The organism is Thermophilibacter sp. (assembly GCF_966187215.1).
In genome coordinates, this window is the sequence record NZ_CBIFYV010000010.1 from 19521 (window position 1) to 40494 (window position 20974).

Below are 20974 nucleotides of genomic sequence, written 5' to 3' on the forward strand. Positions count from 1 at the left end.
GGGACGCCCATGTCCGTTCGCATCATCACCGACTCCGGCTTCGACATCCCGGGCGAGGCGTCCGCGGACCCGCGCCTCACGGTGCTGCCGCTGGGCATCACCTTCGGCGAGACCACCTACGCGGACGGCGTGGACCTCACCAACGACCGCTTCTACGAGCTGCTCGTCGAGAGCGACGAGCTCCCCAAGACGAGCCAGGCGACGCCCTACCAGTACGCGCAGGTCTTCGAGCAGGTCCGCGCCGCCGGCGACGAGGCCGTGGTGGTCACGCTGTCCTCGGCGCTGTCCGGCACCTGGCAGAGCGCCGTCACCGCGGCGGCCGACTTCGACGAGGTCCACGTCGTGGACGGCAAGAACGCGACCATCGGCCAGGGCGTCCTGGTGCTGCTCGCGCTGCGCCTCGCCGACGAGGGGCTCGATGCCGCCGCGATCGCCGCGCGCCTGGAGGAGGAGCGCGAGCGCGTCTGCCTGGTGGCGCTTCTCGATACGCTGGAGTACCTCAAGCGCGGCGGGCGCATCCCCAAGAGCGTGGGCACCATCGGCGAGCTGCTCAACATCAAGCCCGTGGTGGGCGTGCGCGACGGCGAGGTCGTGATGTTCGGCAAGGCGCGCGGCTCCAAGAACGGTCGCAACCTGCTGCACCAGGAGGTCGACAAGAGCGGCATCGACTTCGGCATGCCGGTGCTCCTGGGCTACACGGGCCTCTCGGACAAGCTGCTGCGCAAGTACCTCGAGGACAACCGGGCCATCTGGGAGGGTCGCATCGCCGAGAAGGACCTGCCGATCACCTCGGTGGGCGCCACCATCGGCACGCACGTGGGCCCCAACGCGATCGCGCTCGCCTTCTTCCGTGCGCACTAGGTGGCCGGGGCGCAGGTTCTACCGCAGGATCTCGCCGACGATGAGGGCGATGAGCTGGTCGATCGACATCGGCTCGTCCTCCGAGAGCCACGTGCTCACCGCGGCCACGATGCCCGAGAGGTAGAACTCCAGCAGCACGCGCGCCTCCTGCGGCGCGAGGCCCTCGGCCGGCAGCACGAAGCGCTCGAGCAGCGGCGCGAGCACCCCCTTGAAGCGGCGCACGAACGCAGGGTCGCCCCGCTCGCCCACGAGCACCTCGAAGTAGCCGCGATACCGCTGCGCCATCTGCAGGATCGTGCCCATGTGCTGCGAGAAGTCGAGCCGCTCCCCGCGCATGAGGCGGTCGTTGACCAGGCTCGAGAGCCCGTCGAGCAGCTGGTCCTCGATCTCCTCCAGAAGCTCGTAGATGTCGTGGTAGTAGAGGTAGAAGGTCGCGCGGTTGTAGCCGGCGCGTTCGGTGATCTCGCGCACGGAGATTTTCTCGATGGGCCGCTGCGCGTAGAGCTCCCAGAACGCCGCGCGCAGGTTGGCGCGGGTCTGTTCGGTGACCTGCGGCTGCTTTCTCACGGTCTTCTCGCCCCCGTTTCCGGAGCCCTTGGGGTTTGTGGACGCTCGGAGGACGGCTCGACACTTTGCTCCCGGCTGTCGAGACGTTCATGACGCGTTGACGTGCCCCCAGTATACTTCCGATTAGACAACACGTTGTCGAGTTATTGGAGTCGGGGGAATGGCCTACATCGAGTTCACGGACGTCGTGCGCACCTACGGCTCGGGGTCCACGCAGATAAACGCCCTGGACGGGGCCAGCTTCGTGGTCGAGAGGGGCGAGCTCGCCGTCATCCTGGGCGCGTCGGGCGCGGGCAAGACCACCGCGCTCAACATCCTGGGCGGCATGGACAGCCCCACCGCGGGGTTGGTGGTGGTGGACGGGCGCGACATCAGCCACGCCGGCGAGAACGACCTCGTGCTGTACCGGCGCGCGGACGTGGGCTTTGTCTTCCAGTTCTACAACCTCGTGCCCAACCTCACGGCGCTCGAGAACGTGGAGCTGGCCACGCAGATCTGCCCGGACTCGCTCGACCCGGCCGAGACGCTCGCCAAGGTGGGGCTGGCCGAGCGCATGGACAACTTCCCGGCCCAGCTCTCGGGCGGCGAGCAGCAGCGCGTCTCCATCGCGCGCGCCCTGGCCAAGAACCCCAAGCTGCTGCTCTGCGACGAGCCCACCGGCGCGCTCGACTACCAGACCGGCAAGCAGATCCTGCAGCTTCTGCAGGACATGTGCCGCTCCGAGAGCGTCACGGTGGTCATCGTCACCCACAACGCCGCGCTGGCCGACATGGCCGACCGCCTCATCCGCTTCAAGAGCGGGCGCGTGACGGACATGACGGTCAACCCCAATCCGCTGCCTATCGCGCAGATCGAGTGGTAGGCGAGGGCGTTGGCGCGGCGCGCTGACAGGAAGAGGGGGCCACGGGGGCCGAGAAGCGCCTTCGCCCGCGGCATCCTGCGCACGGTGCGTGGGAGCCTCAAGCGCTTCGTGGCGCTGGCCACGATCACGGCGCTCGGCGTCACGATGCTCGTGGGGCTGCGCGCCGCCTGCACGGACCTGCGCGACTCCGCCGATGCCTTCTTCGACGAGCAGGACCTCTTCGACCTGCGCGTGCAGTCCACGCTCGGCCTCACGGACGACGACGTGGCCGCCCTCGCGGCGCTCGACGGGGTGGAGGCCGCGGAGGGCGGCTGGGCCGAGACGGTCTACACGGCGGTGGGCTCCTCCTCCGAGAAGGTCGAGGTGCGTGCGCTCTCCGAGGACGGCATGAACGAGCCGCTGGTCCTGGAGGGGCACCTGCCCACGCGCGACGACCAGGTGGCGGTCACGCGGCGCTTCCTCGATGACTCCGGGCTCTGCCTGGGCGACACGGTCACGTTCCGCGGCGCCGACGACGGCGAGGACGGGGCCACCGAGGTCTTCGAGCGCAAGGAGTACACGATCATCGCGGTGGTGCTCGACCCCATGGACGTCAATGCGGGCGAGGGCACGATGTCGTTCCGCTCGAGCGGCGGCGCGCAGTACTCGTTCTTCGTCCTGCCCGACTGCGTGAGCGACCCGGACACCTACTCGGTGGCCTACCTCACGGTCGAGGGGGCCGCGGATCCGCTGTGCTACTCGGACGAGTACGAGCGGACCGTCGACGCGGTGCGCCAGCGCGTGGAGGACGCGCGCGCCGAGCGCGAGCGGGCCCGTGGCGAGGGGCTGCGCGCCGACGCCACGGCCCAGGTGGATGACGCCGAGGCCGAGGCGAACGCGCGGCTCGAGGATGCCGCCGACCAGATCGCGGACGGCCAGGCCGAGCTGGACGACGGCCGCGCGCGGCTCGACGCCGCGGCCGGCGAGCTCTCCTCGTCGGGCGCGCAGGTGGACGAGGGCCTCGCGCAGATCGCCGATCAGCTGGGCTGCTCGGTCGACCAGATCCCCGCGACCATCGCGTCGCGCCGCGCGCAGGTCGAGGACGGCGCCGCGCAGCTCGCCGCCGCGCGCGACCAGGCCGAGACGAGCGCGGCGGTCATGGCGACGCTGGCCGGCGACGCCTGGCCCGCCGACGACTGGAACCGCCTCGCGGGTGCGACGACCGCCGTCGGGGCCCAGTCGGCGGCCTCGGCGCTGCAGCCGCGGATCGATGCCTTCGTGAGCGAGGGCACGGGCGCCATCGACCAGATCATCGCGATTCTCGACGCCCTCGGCGACGTCGAGACGTCCTGGAACGAGCTGCCCGCCGAGACCCAGCAGCAGATCGAGGGCATTCTCGCCCAGCTGAGCCCCGAGCTCCAGGGCGCCATCCGCCAAATCCTGAGCCTCGATCGCACGCAGGTGACCGCGCAGCTCGCCTCGCTGCGCGACCAGCTGGCGCAGGTGTCGACGCTCGTGCCAGGCATGGTGGAGATCGTCACGCAGGAGGAGCAGCTCGCCTCGGCGCGCGCCGGGCTCGACCAGGCGAGCGCCGCCTACGACCAGCTCGCGGCCGCCCAGGGGCAGATCTCGAGCGGCTGGGACGAGGTCACGTCCGGTCGCTCCGAGCTCGCCTCCGGCCAGGCCGAGCTCGACGACGCGCGCGCAACCTACGAGTCCGAGCGCGCCGACGCCCTGCAGCAGATCGCCGACGCGCGCGCCGAGGTGGACGACATCCCTGACGCCACGTGGTACGTGCAGGACCGCTCGAGCCTCGCGAGCTACGCGAGCGTGGACTCCGACGCCTCCTCGATCGAGGCCATCGGCACCGTGATCCCCGTGGTGTTCTTCGTGGTGGCGGTGCTCATCAGCCTCACCACGATGACGCGCATGGTGGAGGAGGAGCGCGGGCTCATCGGCGTCTACAAGGCGCTCGGCTACGGTCGCGGGCGGATCCTCTCCAAGTACGCGCTCTACGCGCTGGCAGCGTGCGTCGTGGGCGGCGTCGTGGGCAACGTGCTCGGCTTCGTGGCGCTGCCGGTCATCATCTTCACGTTCTTCTCGACCATGTACGCGCTGCCGGGGTTTGCGCTGGGGTTCGACGCGCTCGCGGCGTGCGGCGCCACCGCACTGTTCGCCGTGGGCATCGTGGGGGCCACGCTGGCCGTCTGCTGGCGCGACCTGCGCGAGACGCCCGCCTCGCTCATGCTGCCCAAGGCCCCCAAGGCCGGGTCGCGCATCTTCCTGGAGCACGTCGGCCTCGTGTGGCGACGGCTGGGGTTCCTCAACAAGGTTTCCGCGCGCAACCTCCTGCGCTACAAGCGGCGCTTCCTCATGACGGTCCTCGGCGTGGCCGGGTGCGTGGCGCTGCTCATCACGGGCTTCGGCATCCGCGACACGGTGATCTCGCTGTCCCCGCGCCAGTACGGCGACGGCGGCGTGGTGCGCTACGACCTCATGGTCGTGACGTCGGCGGATGACCTGGGCTCGGTCGAGGACGACCTCGCGGGGTCTGATGAGGTGGCGGACCTGGTGCCGATTTACGTGGACAGCGTCACCGCGACCTTTGGCGACGACAAGGAGAGCGTGCAGCTCTACGTGGTGCCCGAGGGCACGGACCTGGGCGCCTACGTGGACCTGCGCGACGAAGCGGGCGAGCGGATCGACCTCGACGAGGCGGGCGTGGCGGCGACCAAGGGGCTCGAGCAGGTCACGGGGCTCGAGCCGGGCGACGAGGCGCACCTGCAGGACTCCACGCTCGCCGAGGGCGACGCGCGGGTGGGGGCGGTGGCGCTCAGCTACCTCGGCGACGCGCTCTACATGAGTGAGGACGCCTACGAGGAGGCCTTCGGCGCGGAGCTTAAGCCCAACGCGCTTCTCGCTCACCTGACGGGGTCGGCGGACGAGCAGGTCGCGTACGCCGAGGAGCTGACCGAGGACGGGCGGATGCTCTCAGTCACGGCCACCCAGAAGCTCGTGAACGACTTCTCGGGTGCCTTCACGCTGATCAACACCGTGGTCTATGTGGTCATCGTCCTGGCGGCGGCGCTCGCGTTCACGGTGGTGTTCACGCTGTCCAACACCAACATCTCGGAGCGCGAGCGCGAGCTGGCCACGATCAAGGTCCTGGGGTTCCGGGCGGGCGAGGTGCACCGCTATATCAACAAGGAGACGATCGTCCTCACGCTGATCGGCATCGTGGTGGGCCTGCCGATGGGCTACGCGCTGGCGCGCAGCCTCACGTGGATCCTGCGGATGCCGTCGCTGTACTTCGACGTGGTGGTGGACCCGCTGACCTACGTGATCTCCGCGGCGCTGGCCTTTGCGTTCACGCTGGTGGTGAACCTCATCACCAACCGCTCGCTCGACCGCATCGACATGGTGGGCGCGCTCAAGAGCGCGGAGTAGCCGGCGCGCGCTCCGTCGCCCGCCCGCGCCCTACTCGCCGCGCTGGGCGAGAAACGCGCGGGTGCGCTCCTCGCGCGGGTGGGCGAGCACCTGCTCGGCCGGGCCCTGCTCCACGATCACGCCGCCGTCCATGAAGACCACACGGTCGGCCACCTCGCGCGCGAACGACATCTCGTGCGTGACCACCACCATCGTCATGTTCTCGGCCGCGAGCTCCTTGATGACGCGCAGGACCTCGGCGGTGAGCTCGGGGTCCAGGGCGCTCGTGGGCTCGTCGAAGTAGACGATGTCGGGGTGCATGGCCAGGGCGCGGGCGATGCTCGCGCGCTGCTGCTGCCCGCCCGAGAGCTGGCAGGGCACCTTGTCCTCGCTGCCGGCGAGGCCCATCTTGGCCAAGAGGGCCCGGGCCTCGGCCTCCGCCTCGGCGCGCGGGCGGCGCTGCACGCAGACCGGCGCGTCCATCACGTTGCGCAGCACCGAGAAGTGCGGGAACAGGTTGTAGTTCTGGAACACCAGGCCAAAGCGCTGACGGGCGCGCACGAGCGTGGCCTTGTCGCCGTAGGAGCCGTCGCGCGCCACCGCGAGGTCCTCGTAGGAGAGCGAGCCGCCGTCCAGGCGCTCGAGCAGCGTGAGGCAGCGCAGCAGCGTGGACTTTCCGCCGCCCGAGGGCCCGATGATGGCCACGACCTCGCCCGGGGCCACCGAGAGCGAGATGTCGCGCAGCACCTCGGCGTCCCCGAAGCTCTTGCGCGCGTGCTCGAGCGAGACCACGGGCGCGGCGCCCTTCTCGGCGCCCCGCGCGGCCCGCTCGACGTCCTTCTCGGCACCGACGGCGCTAGTCATGGTAGTAGCTCAGCTTTCTCTCGATGCGCCCGGCGACGAAGTCGACGAGCAGGTTGAAGACCCAGTAGAACGCCGCGGCGATGGCAAACGGCACCATCGTCACCTGCGCGGCCACGAGCTGCTTGGCCACCGTGAACATCTCGATGACGCCGATGGAGAACGCCAGCGACGTGTCCTTGACCAGCGTGATGACCTCGTTGGTCATCGAGGGCATGATGCGCTTGATGACCTGCGGCAGCACGATGCGCACGAAGGTCTGCGCCTTGGAGTAGCCGAGCACCTCGGCCGCCTCGTGCTGGCCCTGCGGTATCGACTGGATGCCCGAGCGGTAGATCTCGGCGAAGTACGCCGCGTAGTTGATGATGAACGCCACGATGGTGGCATACCACTTGGAGTCGGTGGTGAGGCTGATGCCGAAGACGTAGTACGGAGCGAAGTAGATCGCGAACATCTGCAGCATGAGCGGGGTGCCGCGCATGATGGAGATGTAGAGCCGGGCGAGAAGCGCGAGCGGCTTGAAGCGACTCATGCGCGCGAAGGCCACGAGCATGCCGAGCGGCAGCGAACCCACGAGCGTGAGCGCGAATATCTGAAGGCTGACGAGAAACCCCTCGCCGAGCATGCCGACCATCGTCGGGAAGTCCACCTGCGCTCCTCTCACGCGAGCGGCCCTGAGGGGCGAGCGCCCCCAGGGCCGGGCCCGCAGCTATGACGCGATCGCTACTCCAGGCACCAGTTGCTGTACGAGATGCCCTGGTCGGCGTACTTGTCGCAGAGCTCCTCCACGAAGCCGTCCTCGTTCATGGCGCGCAGCGTCTCGGTGACGGTGTCGGCGGTCTCGGTGTCGCCCTTCTTGAAGCCCACGGCGTAGTGCTCGGTGGAGAGCTGCTCGTCGAGCTGGGTGTACTTGTCGGGGTTGGCGGCGAGCTGGTAGGCCGCGATCGAGAGGTCGCAGGCCACGGCGTCCACGGCGCCGGAGTCGAGCTGCAGGAAGGCGGTGTTGTAGTCGCCGATGGTCTGCGGGGCGCCGCCGGCGAAGGTGGCGGCGAGGTCGGCCTGGTCGCCCTCGAGGACGTCGAGCGCGGCGGAGTCGACCTGCGTGATCACGGTCTTGCCGGCGAGGTCGGCGAGGCTCGTGACGTCGGAGCCCGCCTTCACGACCACGACCTGGGCGTTCAGCATGTAGGGCTCGGAGAAGGTGTAGTCGTCCTCGCGACCCTCCACGGTGAAGCCGTTCCAGATGCAGTTGATGGCGCCGCTGTTGAGCAGCGTGTCCTTGGCGTCCCAGTCAACGGGCTCGAGCTGGACGTCCCAGCCGTTGCGGTTGGCAACCTCGGTGGCGAGGTCCAGGTCGAAGCCGGTGTACTCGCCGTCGTCGCCCACGTAGCCGTAGGGCGGGTAGGCCGAGTCGAAGCCCACGATGAGCGTGCCGGTCTGGGCGGCGCCGGTGTCGACGGCGCCGCTCTCGTCGGTGGTGGCGTCGCTGGCGTCGTCGCTCGCGGGCCCGTTGGTGCCGCCGCAGCCGACGAGCGCGCCGGCCGCGAGCGTCGCGGCGGAGAGCGAGGTGAGGAGGAACGTCCTTCTGTCCATGGGGTGACCCCTTCCACGAGGTTCTTCTCGGTGTGCTTTACTGCGCTAAAGCGTGAACGCGACTATACGCTTTAGCGCGGTGGAGCGCAAGGCCGTTTTCAGGGTCGAAACGCGCGCCCGCGGCGGGTGGGCATGCCCTCGCTTGACGGGTATGCGCACTCCTGTCGGGTATGTACACCAAGCGGACGGCCATTTCGTTTTGCCAACGCTCTGACCTGGTGGTTTGTAAACGGCGCTGTGCCCGGGGGTGTACATACCCGGAGCGAGTGTACATACCCGTGCGTGTTGGCCCGCCGTTGCGCCTGGCGGGTGGGGCGCATGGTATGATGGCGCGCCTGAGGGGGAGAGGGGACGTCATGGGAATCGTGGAGCTGCTGCTGACGGCGGTCGGGCTGTCGATGGACGCCTTCGCCGTCTCCGTCTGCCGGGGGCTGGGGATGCGCCGCCTCAACCTGCGCACGGCCGTGGTGCTGGCGCTGTTCTTCGGGGGCTTCCAGGCGCTCATGCCGCTCGTGGGCTGGGCGCTCGGCAGCCAGTTCATGTGGCTCATCGGCCCGGTGGACCACTGGGTGGCCTTCGTGCTGCTGGCATTCATCGGCGGCAAGATGCTCTGGGAGGCGCTCTGCGGCGGGGACGAGGGGGACGGCTGCGGCTGCGAGGACACGAGCGGCATCGACCTGCGCGAGTTTCTGGTGCTGGCGGTGGCCACGTCGATCGACGCGCTGGCGGCGGGCATCTCGTTCGCGGCGCTGGCGGTGGACATCGTGCCTGCGGTGACGCTCATCGGCGTCATCACGTTCGCGCTGTCACTCGTGGGCGTGGCGGTGGGTCACTTCTTCGGTGCGCGCTGGGAGAAGCCGGCGAGCGTCACGGGCGGCGTGGTGCTCGTGCTGCTGGGACTCAAGATTCTGCTCGAGCACCTGGGGCTGCTGGCGCTGTAGCGCGCCGGTCGCGCGGCGCTACAGGCACGCCTCCGCGATGCGGCGGCGCAGCTCGTCGACGCCCAGTCCGGTCTCCGACGAGGTCACCACCACCTGCTCGCGTGCGACGCCGAGCTGGCGTGCGATGGCCGCGGCCTGCTGGGCCTGCTTGGAGCGGCCGAGCTTGTCGGCCTTGGTGAGCGCCACCACGAAGGGGAGCTCGCTCTGCTGGAGGAAGCCCACCATCTCGTGGTCGAGCTTCTGCGCGTCGTGACGGATGTCCACGAGCGCCACCACCAGGTTGAAGCTGCGCTCCTGGGCGAAGTAGCCCGAGATGAGGTCGGCCCAGCGCTGCTTCTCCCTCTGCGAGACGCGCGCGAAGCCGTAGCCGGGCAGGTCGACGAAGCGGATGCCGTCCACCTCGAAGAAGTTGATGTTGGCGGTCTTGCCCGGCGTGGACGACACCTTGACGAGCCCCTTGCGCCCGAACAGCTTGTTGAGCAGCGACGACTTGCCCACGTTGGAGCGCCCCGCCACGGCGACCTCGGGCGTGGTCGACGGCGGCAGCTGCGCCACCGTGCCGAACGACCCCTCGAAGCGGGCGGTCTGATAGTTGATCTGGGCCATGGTCCGTCCTTTCTGGGCGCGGGTCGCATCATTGTAGCGTGGCCGCGCCGTCCGCGGGCGCTATGCTTGCGAGGTGCACGGTGACAGGAGGGGCGCAGATGGGCGAGAAGGACGGCGCTACGTTCGTGAAGCGCGCGACGCGCGGGGACAACGTGCCCGGCGAGGCCGCGGCGCTCGCGTGGCTCGCGGAGGCCGAGCCCGCCGGCGGCATCCGCGTCGCGCGCGTGCTGCGTGTCGACGCGAGCGAGCTCGTAGAGGAGCGCGTGGCGACCGGCGTGCCCACGGCCGCGGCGGCTCGGCGCGCCGGGGCGGCCCTCGCGCGCACGCACGCTGCGGGCGCCCCCTGGTACGGCTGCCCGCCCGCGGGCTGGACCGGCGACCCCTGGCACCCGCTCGGGCGCACGCCCTACGTGACGGACGCCGCTCACGCGCCCGCGAGCTGGGGCGCCTTCTTCGCCGAGCACCGCATCATGCACTACGTGCGCATCCTCGTGGACGACGGCACCTTCGACGCGGCCGCCGCCACGCTGCTGGGGCGCGTGGCCGCGCGCCTGGCGGACGGCGCCTTCGACGCCCCGCAGCCCGCGCTCGTCCGCGCGTCGGGCGCCCCCTGCGCGCGCCTGCACGGCGACCTCTGGTCGGGCAACCTGCTCTGGGACGCCAACGCGGACGCCCCCACCGGCGGCGTCCTCATCGACCCGATGGCCTATGGCGGGCATGTCGAGACTGACCTCGCGATGCTCGCGCTCTTTGGCTGCCCCCATCTCGACGAGATCGTCCGCGGCTACGACGAGGCCTCGCCGCTCGCCGACGGCTGGCGTGAGCGCGTGGGCCTGCACCAGCTGGCCCCGCTGCTGCTGCACTGCGTGCTGTTCGGCGGCGCCTACGTGCCGCAGACCCTGGCGGTCGCCCGTCGCTACGCGTGACGCCTGCGGCCGCCGGTCCTTCTCGCCTCTGAGTCAAACCTCACAGCTGGTCTGTGTTTCTCGATATTCGGGAGACGTTTTCCAAGGAATGACCTTTGGAGAAGAGACTAGCTGTGAGGTTTGGGAGGGTGTCTCGTCCCGTGATTGACAAGGGACAGTCCCTACGCCCGCGGGCGGGCGACGGCCGGCCGCGCTACCCCGCGAGCCCCGTCACCACGCTCGCCAGCGCGATCACCACGCCCACGATCGACTCGCCGCCGAGCACGCCGGAGGCCACCACGATGCCGCGCTCCTCGGCGTCGCCCACGCCGCGGGCGGCGCAGACGCGGTCGTAGACCCACTTGGCGAGCGCGCCGAGCGTCGCGGTGAGCGACATGTAGAACGGCAGGTAGACGCCCAGGCCAAACATCATCGCCGGCAGCCCCAGGCAGTAGAGCGCCACGCCGCCCAGAAGGCCCACCACGAAGGCGGGCACGCTCGGGATGCCCGAGACCATCGTCGCCACCACGCTCGCCTGCGCCGAGACGAACATCTGCCCCGGACCGAAGGCGCCCGTCCCGTAGGCGCCCACCAGCGTCACGAGCACGGCCACGGCCACCACGGTGCCCAGCAGCGCGCCGATGGCCTGGCCCACCCACATCGCGCGCGGGCTCGTGCCGATGATCGCGCCGGTCTTGAAGTCGCTCATGACGTCGCCGGCCAGGCCGCACGCCACGGCCACCACGCCCGCCACAAAGAAGAGCTGCACCTGACTCGCGTCCGAGAACGCCGCCACGGCGAGCAGCACGATGAGCCCGAAGATCTCCATCGGATCGATGCCGGTCTGGCCCACCGACTGCGCGCTCATGATCGTGGTCACGAAGGCGAGAAGCACCACGACCACGGCAACCACCGGCCCCAGGCCGAGCCCCATGCACACGAGCAGCGCCGCCGCGGCCACCATGAGCGCGAGCACGCCGAAGTCGCGCCGGCCGCCGCGGTCCTTCTCGCCGGCAAGCGCGCCGCGGCCGCGGAGCACGTGGGCCGCGTGCGGCAGGATGTCCCTGACCACCACGCCGATGCCCGACCCCATCATGAGGCCCATGCCCAGGCTCGACACGACGCCCTGCGCGGTGACGGTGTCCCACAGGCCCGCGGCGGTGCCGCCCACGATGACGCCGAAGTTGCCCGCCACGGCGCCCGCGAACCAGAACGCCACGGACACGCCGCCCACCAGAAAGCCCACCGAGAGCATCTGCGGGGAGTTGTAGAGCGCAAAGCTCACGCCGGGGATGGGCAGCTGCGCCACCAGCGTGGGCATGAGGCCCAGCGCGTCGCGGGCCACGCACCAGAGCCCGGCCAGCCCCATCGAGCCGAAGAGGCGCCTGCCCGTGACGCCGCCGGTCCTGGTGGCGAGCAGCGTCTCGGCCGCGGCGGTGCCGATGGGGTACTCGAGGTCGGACTCGTCCACGAAGCGCCGCCGGATGGCCGCCGTGCACACCAGGCCCAGAAGCGTGCCGGCCAGCGCCACGGCGAGCATCTCGGTCCAGCTCACCTCGTCGGCCAGGCCGAGCATCCAGATGCCGGGGATCGTGAAGGCGAGGCCGCCGGCCACCATCGAGCCGGCCGACATCACGATCTGCGTGACGTTGGCCTCGTTGAGGCTGCGCCGACCGAAGGCCCGCAGGCAGAACAGCGCGACGATGGAGGTGAAGATCGTGGGCCACGGCAGCGCGCCCATCTTGAGGGCGGTGTAGACCGACGAGGCCGTGATGATGACGCAGCCGACGCACCCGATGGCGATGCCCACCGGGCTCAGCTGCTCGCGCCACGAGGCGCGCGAGGCAGAAGCGCTCATATGGTCTCCTTTGAATATCCGCTCCCCCTCATGGGGAGTCGGGTTTCTGCGGATTGGTAGAGTATAGAGAATGACGGCGCGGGCGCGCACGGCGATCACACGGAGGACCAATGGCGCAGGGTGGCGAGAAGAACGTGCTGACCGTTGACGTGGGCAACACCACCACGCGGCTCGGGCTCTTCTCGGGCGAGGGGCTCGCGGGCACCTGGGAGCTCACCACGCCCGAGCGGCTCACGGCCGACGAGGCGCGCCTGGCGCTCGAGCAGGCGCTCGGCGCGCTCGGGGCTCCCGCGCCAGCGGGGGCGATCCTCGCCTGCGTGGTGCCCTCGCTCACGGAGCCGTGGACGCGCGCCCTCGCCCAGGTGGGCGGCGCGCGCCCGCTCGTGGTGGGGCCCGGGCTCAAGACCGGCGTGCGCATGCTCTACGACGACCCCTCCGAGGTGGGTGCCGACCGCGTGGCGGACGTCGTGGCCGCGCGCGCCGACCATGGGGCGCCCGTCGTGGTGGTCGACCTGGGCACCACAACCAACATCGAGGTCGTGAACGCCGACGGCGCCTTCGCGGGCGGCATCATCGCCCCCGGCGTCGCGCTCGGCGCCCGCTCGCTCGCGGCCGCCGCGGCCCGTCTGCCGATGATCGAGCTGCGTGCCCCCGCGCGCGTCATCGGCCGCAACACGCGCGACGCCATGCGCTCGGGCGTGGTCCTGGGAGAGGCCGCGCGCGTCGACGGGCTTCTCGACGCCGTCATGGGGGAGCTCGGCGCCGAGGTCCCCGTCGTGCTCACCGGCGACGGGGCCGCCGGCCTCGCCGCCCTGCTGCGCCGAGACGTGACGGTGGACGAGACGCTGACGCTGCGCGGGCTCCGGCGCCTGTGGGATGCAAACCATCGTTGAGGCCGCGTTTTCTAAACAAAGCTAAACATTTAGGCTACCAAAGCGCCGAAAACCGTATAAACAATTCGTAAACATTGCGCTTACGGCCGGGATGCTGCCGTTGACGGGTAAGAGCGTGCCCCGCCCCTAACGCAGAGAGTACAAAAGAATCAGCAAAAGCACAGAGAGGGAAGCTCAGAGGGGGGAGCGAGACAGGAGTCGGGGGACAAGAGGCGACTCCTGGTCCGCTTGAGTGAAGCATCACCCGGTCGCGCGCCCATAGGAGGCAGAGGGCAGACCGGGGCCGGGCGCGAGGGAAAGGCGCCTGGGAACGAGGTTCGGTTCGTAAGTAAACGTGTTTATATGCGTTTACTTAATGATTTGTGCGCCGATCGCACAAGGCGCGGCGCAAAACGGGAAAGGGAAGGAACGAACATGAGCATCTCGAGAAGGAACTTCCTGAAGGGCCTCGGCCTGGTCGGCGGCACCTCCGGCATGGCCGTGCTCGCGGGCTGCAACGGCGGCGACAGCGGCGCCTCCACGGATGACGGCGCCTCCTCCGGCTCCGGCGAGCTCATCTCGGTGGGCATCATCAACAACGACCCCAACGAGTCCGGCTACCGCACCGCCAACGACAAGGACATGAAGGAGACCTTCACCGAGGACAACGGCTTCAACGCCGAGTTCGCCTACAGCATGAAGAACGAGGAGCAGATCGCCTCCGCGCAGCAGTTCATCCAGAACGGCGTGAAGTACCTGCTCGTCTCCGCCGCCGACACCGCCGGCTGGGACACCCCGCTGCAGGACGCCAAGGACGCCGGCACCCAGACCATCCTGTTCGACCGCGTCGTTGACGCCCCCGAGGACCTCTACGTGGCCGCCGTCGTTTCCGACATGGACGCCGAGGGCAAGACCGCCTGCGACTGGCTCGCCGAGCAGCAGCTCCCCGAGTACAACATCATCCACATCCAGGGCGTCATGGGCTCCGCCGCCCAGGTCGGCCGCACCAACGGCCTGAACGACGCCGCCGAGGCCAACGGCTGGAACATCGTGACCCAGCAGGCCGCCGACTGGAACGCCGAGACCGCCCAGCAGATCACCCAGTCCGTGATCGACGCCGGCACCCCGTTCAACGTCATCTACGCCGAGAACGACGACATGGCCAAGGGCGCCGTTGCCGCCCTCGACGCCGCCGGCATCACCCACGGCAAGGACGGCGACGTGGTCATCATGGGCTTCGACCACAACACCTGGGCCCTCGAGGAGGTCATGGCCGGCAACTGGAACTACGACGGCCAGTGCAACCCCTACCAGGCCTCCACGATCCTCGACATCATCAAGAAGCTCGAGGCCGGCGAGGAGATCACCGAGAAGACCATCATCATGGAGGAGGGCTACGCCGACTGCGACACCTGCACGCAGGAGTACATCGACGAGAACGGCATCTAGGCCTCATCTGAGACGAAACTTCTGATCGATTGAACAAAGGGGGGCGCGGCGCGACTGACACTACGCAGGCGCCGCGCCCCAACCTGTGAACAGGGAGGTGAACACCGGTGGAAAAAGACCATCTCGTTGAGATGCGGGGCATCTGCAAGTACTTCCCGGGCGTGAAGGCGCTGCAGAACGTCGACTTCACGCTCCGCCCGGGCGAGGTCCACGCCCTGATGGGCGAGAACGGCGCGGGCAAGTCCACGCTGATCAAGGTCCTGACCGGCGTGTACGAGAAGGACGGCGGTGACATCTATCTCGCCGGCCATGACAAGGCGGTTTCCATCCGCTCGCCGCAGGAGGCCCAGGACCTGGGCATCGCCACGGTGTACCAGGAGATCACGCTCTGCCCCAACCTCACGGTGGCGGAGAACATGTACATCGGCCGCGGCCACAAGAAGACCGAGAACTGGCGGAAGATGTACGCGGACGCGGACAAGATCCTCCAGAGCCTCGGCATCCCCGTGAGCGCCAAGCAGCAGCTCGGCAGCTGCTCGATCGCCATGCAGCAGATGGTGGCCATCGCGCGCGCGGTGGACATGGACTGCAAGGTGCTCATCCTCGACGAGCCCACCTCGTCGCTGGACGAGCAGGAGGTCGACAAGCTCTTTGGCATGATGCGCCAGCTCAAGGCGCGCGGCGTGGGCATCATCTTCGTCACGCACTTCCTCGACCAGGTCTACGAGATCTGCGACCGCATCACCGTCATGCGCGACGGCCAGCTCGTGGGCGAGTACGAGATCGAGAAGATGCCGCGCGTCGACCTGGTTGCCGCCATGCTCGGCAAGCAGATGGACGACATGGCCGACATCAAGGGCGACTACGCCACCTACGCCGGCGACGACGCGGACGAGACCGTCTACGAGGCCGAGGGCCTCAAGAGCACTGCGGCCATCTACCCCTTCGACTTCCACATCAAGAAGGGCGAGGTCACCGGCTTCACCGGTCTTCTCGGCTCCGGTCGCTCCGAGTGCGTGCGCGCCATCTTCGGCGCCGACCACGTCACGGGCGGCACCGTCAAGAAGGCCGGCAAGCAGGTCAAGATCTCCAAGCCGCTCGACGCCATGAAGAACGGCATCGCCTACCTGCCCGAGGACCGCAAGGGCGACGGCATCATCGGCGACCTCTCGGTGCGCGAGAACATCATCCTCGCGGCCCAGGTGCTGCGCGGGTTCCTCAAGCCCTTCTCCAAGGCCGAGACCTACAAGATCGCCGACGAGTACATCCAGCTCCTCGACATCAAGACCGCCTCGGCGGACACGCCGATCAAGTCGCTGTCCGGCGGCAACCAGCAGAAGGTCATCCTGGCGCGCTGGCTCTTCGCGCACCCCGACTACCTGATCCTGGACGAGCCCACGCGCGGCATCGACATCGGCACCAAGGTCGACATCCAGAAGCTCGTGCTGCAGCTCGCCTCGCAGGGCATGAGCGTGACGTTCATCTCCTCCGAGCTCGACGAGATGATCCGCACCTGCTCGCGCCTGGTGGTCATGCGCGACCGCCACGTCGTCGGCGAGCTCTCGGGCGACGACCTCAACCAGAACAAGATCATGAGCACCATCGCGGGAGGTGAGGCAAAGTGACAACTGGGAAGACTGAGAAGAAGGCGGGGGACGGCTTCTTCAAGCGCCTGATCCACAGCCAGCTGATCATCCCGATCGTGGCGCTCCTCGCGCTCGTGGTGTTCAACCTGATTGCCGACCCGTCGTTCTTCGCCATCACGGTCAACCAGGACAGCACCGGCAACTCGGTCCTGTCCGGCCAGGTCATCTCTATTCTCAACAACGGCTCCGAGCTGGCCATCCTGGCCATCGGCATGACCCTGGTCACGGCGGCCACGGGCGGGCAGGACATCTCCGTCGGCGCCACGATCGCCGTGGCGGGTTCCGCCATGCTCGCCGTGCTCTGCGGCGGCAACATGCACCCCGACACCCTGGCGGCGCCGATCATCGTGGCGTTTCTCGTCGGCGTGCTGGTCGCCATGGTGTGCGGCGCCTTCAACGGCGTGATGGTGGCCGTCTTCAAGGTCCAGCCGATGGTCGCCACACTGATCCTCTACACCGCCGGCCGCTCCATCGCCGCGTGGATCAACAACAACCAGCTGCCGATCATCCCCACCGACTCCGGCTTCGGTGTCTTCGGCGGGTTCATCGCGGGCATCCCCATCCCCACGCCGTGCTTCATCGCCATCGCGTGCTTCGTGATCATCTTCCTCGTGCTGAAGTTCACCAACCTGGGCCTCTACGTCCAGTCGGTGGGCATCAACGAGCGAGCCTCGCGTCTGAACGGCCTCAACCCGACCTTCATCAAGTGGCTCACGTTCGTGATCCTCGGCGTGTGCGTGGCCGTGGCCGCCCTCATCAAGGTCAGCCGCCTCAACACGATCAACTACCAGACGATCGCCTCCGACATCGAGATGGACGCCATCCTGGCCGTGGCCCTCGGCGGCAACTCCCTGTCCGGCGGCAAGTTCAACATGGGCTCGTCGATCCTGGGCGCCTACATCATCCAGTTCCTGACCACCACGCTCTACAAGTTCAACGTCGCCTCCGCCGCCCTTCCGGCGTACAAGGCCATCGTCGTCATCGTGCTCGTGGTGCTGAGCGCCCCGATCGTCCGTGCCAAGCTCTCCGCGCTGTGGCGTCGCATCCGCAGCCCCAAGCAGGCCGAAGTGGAGGTGGCAAAGTAAGATGGCAGCTCTGAGCAAGACCGCCAAGGGCGGCAAGGGTGCCACCAAGCGCACCATCACCGACACCAACCTGCTGCTCACGATCACCATCGTCGTGTTCGTCCTCATGTACGCGTTCGCCATGGCGTTCCTGGGCAGGGGATTCCTCAGGTGGCAGACGTTCTTCAACATCCTCAACACCAACGCGCCGCTGATCATCACGTCGATCGGCCTCTCGCTGGTCATGATCTGCGGCAGCATCGACATCTCCGTCGGCGGCGTCGTGGGCCTCGTGACCATGTGCTGCGCCGTGAACCTCGACTACATGGGCGGCAACCCCGTCACCGCGCTGCTCATCGCGCTCGGCATCGGGCTGGCCTTCGGGCTGGTGCAGGGCTTCCTCGTGGCCTACCTCGAGATACAGCCCTTCATCGTCACGCTCGCCGGCATGTTCTTCGCCCGCGGCCTGACCACGATCATCCACACCGAGCCCTTCAACGTGCAGAACGAGGCGTTCCTCGCCCTCAAGAACACGCGCATCAACATCCCGTTCCTCGGGTCGATGAACAACTCCGGCAACTTCACGCCCGCCTACATGGAGATCGGCGTGGCCGTGGCGCTCATCCTCGTGGTGCTGGCCTTCGTTATGCTGCGCTGGACGAGCCTCGGCCGCAGCTTCTACGCCCTCGGCGGCAACCGCCAGAGCGCGCTGATGCTCGGCATCAACACCAAGCGCTCGCTGTTCCTCGCCCACGTCATCAGCGGGCTTCTCGCGGGCATCGCGGGATACGTCTACATCCTGCACTCCGCCTCGGGCGCCGTCACCAACGCGGACGGCATGGAGATGAACGCCATCGCGGCCTCCATCATCGGCGGCACGATGCTCACGGGCGGCGTCGGCAACATCGCGGGCACGTTCTTCGGCGTGCTCTCGCTCGGCGTCATCCAGAACATCGTCTCCTCCGCCGGCTTCACCGACGCCTGGTGGTCCAAGATCACCGTCGCGGCCATGATCTGCCTGTTCCTCGTCATCCAGAGCATCGTCCTGGCGAGAAAGAAGCAGACGGAGTGACCCAACGCTGGCTCCCTCGCCCCGCCGCGCGGGGCGAGGGGTCGTTCCCTTCCCCTTCCTCAAGCCCCGTCCCTCGGGACGGGGCGCGAGGATGAGGGGCGTCCCCTAGGGCGGCCCCCGTCCGCCCCGTCAAGAAAGGAACCGGGATGCTCGACATCAAGAGATATCGCTTCTATTTCTGCCCGTGCACGCAGGACCTCTACGGCGACGAGGTGCTCCGGCACGTAGCCGAGCACTCCGCGGAGGTCGTCGCCGCGCTCAACGCCTCGGACAAGGTCCCGTACGAGGTCGTGCTCAAGCCCAACCTGCTCACGAGCGACGTGATCCAGGCCACCTTCAACGAGGCCAACGCCGACCCCGACTGCGCGGGCATCATAACCTGGGCACACACCTTCTCGCCGTCCAAGAACTACATCGCCGGCCTGCACGACCTGCGCAAGCCGCTCTGCCAGTTCGCGACGCAGTACAACGAGGAGATCCCGTACGACTCCATCGACATGGACTTCATGAACGAGAACCAGGCCGCCCACGGCGAGCGCGAGCTCGGGCACATCTTCGCCCGCATGCGCTGGACCCACAAGGTGGTCTTCGGCCACTGGAAGGACGAGGCCGTCCTCACCGAGCTGGGGCAGTGGATGCGCGTGGCGGTGGGCGTCAACGAGTCGCGCAACATCCGCGTGTGCCGCTTCGCCGACACCATGCGCAACGTGGCCGTCACCGACGGCGACAAGGTCGAGGCCCAGGTCAAGTTCGGGTGGACCGTAGACGCCTGGCCCGTCAACGAGCTCGTGCCCTACGTGGACGCCGTCACGCCCGACGAGGTCCGCGCCCTCACCGACGAGTACTACGACACCTACGACGTCATTCTCGACGGGCGCGACCCGGCTGAGTTCCGCGCGCACGTCGAGGTCCAGGCCGCGCAGGAGATCGGCATCGAGCGCTTCCTCGAGGAGCACAACTACAACGCCTTCTCGGACCACTTCGGCGACCTCGGCGGCCTCAGGCAGCTGCCGAGCCTGGCCATCCAGCGCCTCATGCAGAAGGGCTACGGCTTCGGTCCCGAGGGAGACTGGAAGACGCCCGCGATGGTGCGCCTGATGAAGGTCATGACCGCCGGCGACCCGGACGCCAAGGGCTCGGCGCTCATGGAGGACTACACCTACAACCTGGTCCCGGGCAAGGAGGGCATCCTCGAGTCCCACATGGCGGAGGTCGACCCGTCCGTCGCCGACGGAAGGATCGCCATGCGCGCCACGCCGCTCTCCATGGGCGACCGCGAGGACCCCGCGCGCCTGGTCTTCACGAGCAAGACCGGCCCGGCCATCGCCACCTCGCTGATCGACCTCGGTGACCGCTTCCGCCTGATCATCCAGGACGTGGACTGCAAGAAGGTCGAGAAGCCCATGCCCAAGCTCCCCACCGGCACGATGTTCTGGACCCCGCGCCCCAACCTCAAGGTGGGCACCGAGGCCTGGATCTACGCGGGCGGGGCGCACCACACCGCGGTGAGCTTCGACCTCACCGCCGACCAGATGGCCGACTGGGCCGACTGCATGGGCATCGAGGCGGTCATCATCGACGCGAACACCAACCTGCGCGACTTCCTGCGCGACCTCAGGCTCGGCGAGGTCTACTACCGCTAGGGCGGCGTCGCGCAAACGTCCGGAACCGGCCGTGCCCCCCGCGGGCACGGCCCCATTGAGCTGGGAGCAATCATGCCCAAGACCACAGAACAGATCGTCGCCGACCTCGAGGCGGGACGGACCACGCTCGGCATCGAGTACGGCTCGACCCGCATCAAGGCGGTGCTCGACGACGCCGACAACGAGCCGATCGCCGTGGGGACCCACGACTGGGAGAACCAGTTCGCGGACGGATACTGGACCTACCCGGAGGAGGAGCTCGTCTCCGGGCTCCAGGCCGCCTACGCCTCGCTCAAGCGCGACGTGCGCGAGCGCTACGGCGTGACGCTCAAGAAGGTGGGCGCGCTCGGCATCTCGGCCATGATGCACGGCTACCTGCCCTTCGACGCGGACGGCACCCTGCTCGTGCCGTTCCGCACCTGGCGCAACACCACCACCACGCGCGCGGCCCACGAGCTCAGCGAGCTCTTCCGCTTCCACATCCCCGAGCGCTGGAGCGTGAGCCACGTCTACCAGGCCATTCTCGACAACGAGGAGCACGTGCCGCACATCGCGTTCATGACCACGCTGGCCGGCTACGCGCACTGGAGGCTCACCGGCGAGAAGGTCCTCTCGATCGGCGACGCGTCCGGCATGTTCCCGATTGACTCCTCGACGCGCTCCTATGACCGCGCGATGCTCGACGCCTTTGACGCCAGGATCGCCGAGAAGGGCGTGGCGTGGAGGCTCGAGGACGTGCTGCCCGCCATCAAGGTCGCCGGCGAGGGGG

Annotated in this window: 18 protein-coding genes; 12 read left to right on the forward strand and 6 right to left on the reverse strand. The window is 68.6% G+C overall.

Annotated features, from left to right (window positions below; genetic code table 11):
* Positions 1–9: 9 nt before the first annotated feature.
* Positions 10–861 carry a DegV family protein gene (locus ACWTSU_RS01160; RefSeq protein ID WP_455138074.1) on the forward strand — a complete coding sequence of 284 codons (852 nt, stop codon included), beginning with the start codon at positions 10–12 and terminating at the stop codon, positions 859–861.
* A gap of 18 nt (positions 862–879) precedes the next feature.
* Here ACWTSU_RS01160 and ACWTSU_RS01165 read toward each other — a convergent pair whose 3' ends face one another.
* Positions 880–1428: a TetR/AcrR family transcriptional regulator gene (locus ACWTSU_RS01165; protein WP_455138075.1), complete on the reverse strand. Its 549-nt coding sequence runs from the start codon at positions 1426–1428 to the stop codon at positions 880–882.
* A 160-nt stretch (positions 1429–1588) separates the two neighbouring features.
* Between ACWTSU_RS01165 and ACWTSU_RS01170 the strand changes: the two genes are divergently transcribed.
* On the forward strand, positions 1589–2290 hold the full coding sequence (locus ACWTSU_RS01170) for an ABC transporter ATP-binding protein (RefSeq protein WP_455138076.1): 702 nt from the start codon (positions 1589–1591) through the stop codon (positions 2288–2290).
* Positions 2291–2299: 9 nt separating this feature from the next.
* Positions 2300–5716, forward strand: a complete 3417-nt coding sequence (locus ACWTSU_RS01175; RefSeq protein ID WP_455138077.1) for an FtsX-like permease family protein — start codon at positions 2300–2302, stop codon at positions 5714–5716.
* Positions 5717–5746: 30 nt separating this feature from the next.
* Here ACWTSU_RS01175 and ACWTSU_RS01180 read toward each other — a convergent pair whose 3' ends face one another.
* The 3 genes from ACWTSU_RS01180 to ACWTSU_RS01190 all read right to left on the reverse strand — a co-directional run bounded on the left by ACWTSU_RS01180 (position 5747) and on the right by ACWTSU_RS01190 (position 8149).
* Positions 5747–6559, reverse strand: a complete 813-nt coding sequence (locus ACWTSU_RS01180; RefSeq protein WP_455138078.1) for an amino acid ABC transporter ATP-binding protein — start codon at positions 6557–6559, stop codon at positions 5747–5749.
* Entirely contained in the window at positions 6552–7205 is a 654-nt protein-coding gene (locus ACWTSU_RS01185) for an amino acid ABC transporter permease (RefSeq protein ID WP_455138079.1), read from the reverse strand. Before ACWTSU_RS01185 ends, ACWTSU_RS01180 begins: the two co-directional genes overlap by 8 nt.
* A gap of 74 nt (positions 7206–7279) precedes the next feature.
* Positions 7280–8149: a transporter substrate-binding domain-containing protein gene (locus ACWTSU_RS01190; RefSeq protein WP_455138080.1), complete on the reverse strand. Its 870-nt coding sequence runs from the start codon at positions 8147–8149 to the stop codon at positions 7280–7282.
* A gap of 356 nt (positions 8150–8505) precedes the next feature.
* Between ACWTSU_RS01190 and ACWTSU_RS01195 the strand changes: the two genes are divergently transcribed.
* Entirely contained in the window at positions 8506–9090 is a 585-nt protein-coding gene (locus ACWTSU_RS01195; protein ID WP_455138081.1) for a manganese efflux pump MntP, read from the forward strand.
* Positions 9091–9108: 18 nt separating this feature from the next.
* Here the strand turns inward: ACWTSU_RS01195 and yihA are convergent, their stop codons facing one another.
* Positions 9109–9696: a ribosome biogenesis GTP-binding protein YihA/YsxC gene (yihA, locus tag ACWTSU_RS01200; RefSeq protein ID WP_455138082.1), complete on the reverse strand. Its 588-nt coding sequence runs from the start codon at positions 9694–9696 to the stop codon at positions 9109–9111.
* A gap of 98 nt (positions 9697–9794) precedes the next feature.
* Here yihA and ACWTSU_RS01205 point away from each other — a divergent pair, with 98 nt between their 5' ends.
* Entirely contained in the window at positions 9795–10622 is an 828-nt protein-coding gene (locus tag ACWTSU_RS01205) for a fructosamine kinase family protein (RefSeq protein ID WP_455138083.1), read from the forward strand.
* Between the two features lie 193 nt (positions 10623–10815).
* Here the strand turns inward: ACWTSU_RS01205 and ACWTSU_RS01210 are convergent, their stop codons facing one another.
* Positions 10816–12459, reverse strand: coding sequence for an OPT/YSL family transporter (locus ACWTSU_RS01210; protein ID WP_455138084.1), 1644 nt, complete (start codon positions 12457–12459; stop codon positions 10816–10818).
* 110 nt (positions 12460–12569) lie between these two features.
* Between ACWTSU_RS01210 and ACWTSU_RS01215 the strand changes: the two genes are divergently transcribed.
* The 7 genes from ACWTSU_RS01215 to ACWTSU_RS01245 form a co-directional block, all read left to right on the forward strand.
* Entirely contained in the window at positions 12570–13352 is a 783-nt protein-coding gene (locus tag ACWTSU_RS01215) for a type III pantothenate kinase (protein WP_455138085.1), read from the forward strand.
* 414 nt (positions 13353–13766) lie between these two features.
* Complete coding sequence (locus tag ACWTSU_RS01220; protein ID WP_455138086.1) at positions 13767–14780, forward strand: substrate-binding domain-containing protein; 1014 nt, start codon at positions 13767–13769, stop codon at positions 14778–14780.
* A 107-nt stretch (positions 14781–14887) separates the two neighbouring features.
* Positions 14888–16405 (forward strand): sugar ABC transporter ATP-binding protein, encoded by a 1518-nt coding sequence (locus ACWTSU_RS01225; protein WP_455138087.1) that lies wholly within the window; start codon positions 14888–14890, stop codon positions 16403–16405.
* On the forward strand, positions 16402–17511 hold the full coding sequence (locus ACWTSU_RS01230) for an ABC transporter permease (RefSeq protein WP_455138088.1): 1110 nt from the start codon (positions 16402–16404) through the stop codon (positions 17509–17511). The genes ACWTSU_RS01225 and ACWTSU_RS01230 overlap by 4 nt, the downstream gene beginning before the upstream one ends.
* A 1-nt stretch (position 17512) precedes the next feature.
* Positions 17513–18562 carry an ABC transporter permease subunit gene (locus ACWTSU_RS01235; protein WP_455138089.1) on the forward strand — a complete coding sequence of 350 codons (1050 nt, stop codon included), beginning with the start codon at positions 17513–17515 and terminating at the stop codon, positions 18560–18562.
* A 146-nt stretch (positions 18563–18708) separates the two neighbouring features.
* Complete coding sequence (gene araA / locus ACWTSU_RS01240) at positions 18709–20205, forward strand: L-arabinose isomerase (protein WP_455138090.1); 1497 nt, start codon at positions 18709–18711, stop codon at positions 20203–20205.
* 72 nt (positions 20206–20277) lie between these two features.
* Positions 20278–20974, forward strand: a 697-nt coding sequence (locus ACWTSU_RS01245) for an FGGY family carbohydrate kinase (protein ID WP_455138091.1), incomplete at its 3' end; no start/stop codon positions are given.

Coding starts and splice junctions, on each gene's coding strand:
- ACWTSU_RS01205 (WP_455138083.1), top strand. CDS start 9,795: ATGGGCGAGAAGGACGGCGCTACGTTCGTGAAGCGCGCGACGCGCGGG.
- ACWTSU_RS01220 (WP_455138086.1), top strand. CDS start 13,767: ATGAGCATCTCGAGAAGGAACTTCCTGAAGGGCCTCGGCCTGGTCGGC.
- ACWTSU_RS01170 (WP_455138076.1), top strand. CDS start 1,589: ATGGCCTACATCGAGTTCACGGACGTCGTGCGCACCTACGGCTCGGGG.
- yihA (WP_455138082.1), bottom strand. CDS start 9,696: ATGGCCCAGATCAACTATCAGACCGCCCGCTTCGAGGGGTCGTTCGGC.
- ACWTSU_RS01215 (WP_455138085.1), top strand. CDS start 12,570: ATGGCGCAGGGTGGCGAGAAGAACGTGCTGACCGTTGACGTGGGCAAC.
- ACWTSU_RS01190 (WP_455138080.1), bottom strand. CDS start 8,149: ATGGACAGAAGGACGTTCCTCCTCACCTCGCTCTCCGCCGCGACGCTC.
- ACWTSU_RS01210 (WP_455138084.1), bottom strand. CDS start 12,459: ATGAGCGCTTCTGCCTCGCGCGCCTCGTGGCGCGAGCAGCTGAGCCCG.
- araA (WP_455138090.1), top strand. CDS start 18,709: ATGCTCGACATCAAGAGATATCGCTTCTATTTCTGCCCGTGCACGCAG.
- ACWTSU_RS01180 (WP_455138078.1), bottom strand. CDS start 6,559: ATGACTAGCGCCGTCGGTGCCGAGAAGGACGTCGAGCGGGCCGCGCGG.
- ACWTSU_RS01195 (WP_455138081.1), top strand. CDS start 8,506: ATGGGAATCGTGGAGCTGCTGCTGACGGCGGTCGGGCTGTCGATGGAC.
- ACWTSU_RS01160 (WP_455138074.1), top strand. CDS start 10: ATGTCCGTTCGCATCATCACCGACTCCGGCTTCGACATCCCGGGCGAG.
- ACWTSU_RS01235 (WP_455138089.1), top strand. CDS start 17,513: ATGGCAGCTCTGAGCAAGACCGCCAAGGGCGGCAAGGGTGCCACCAAG.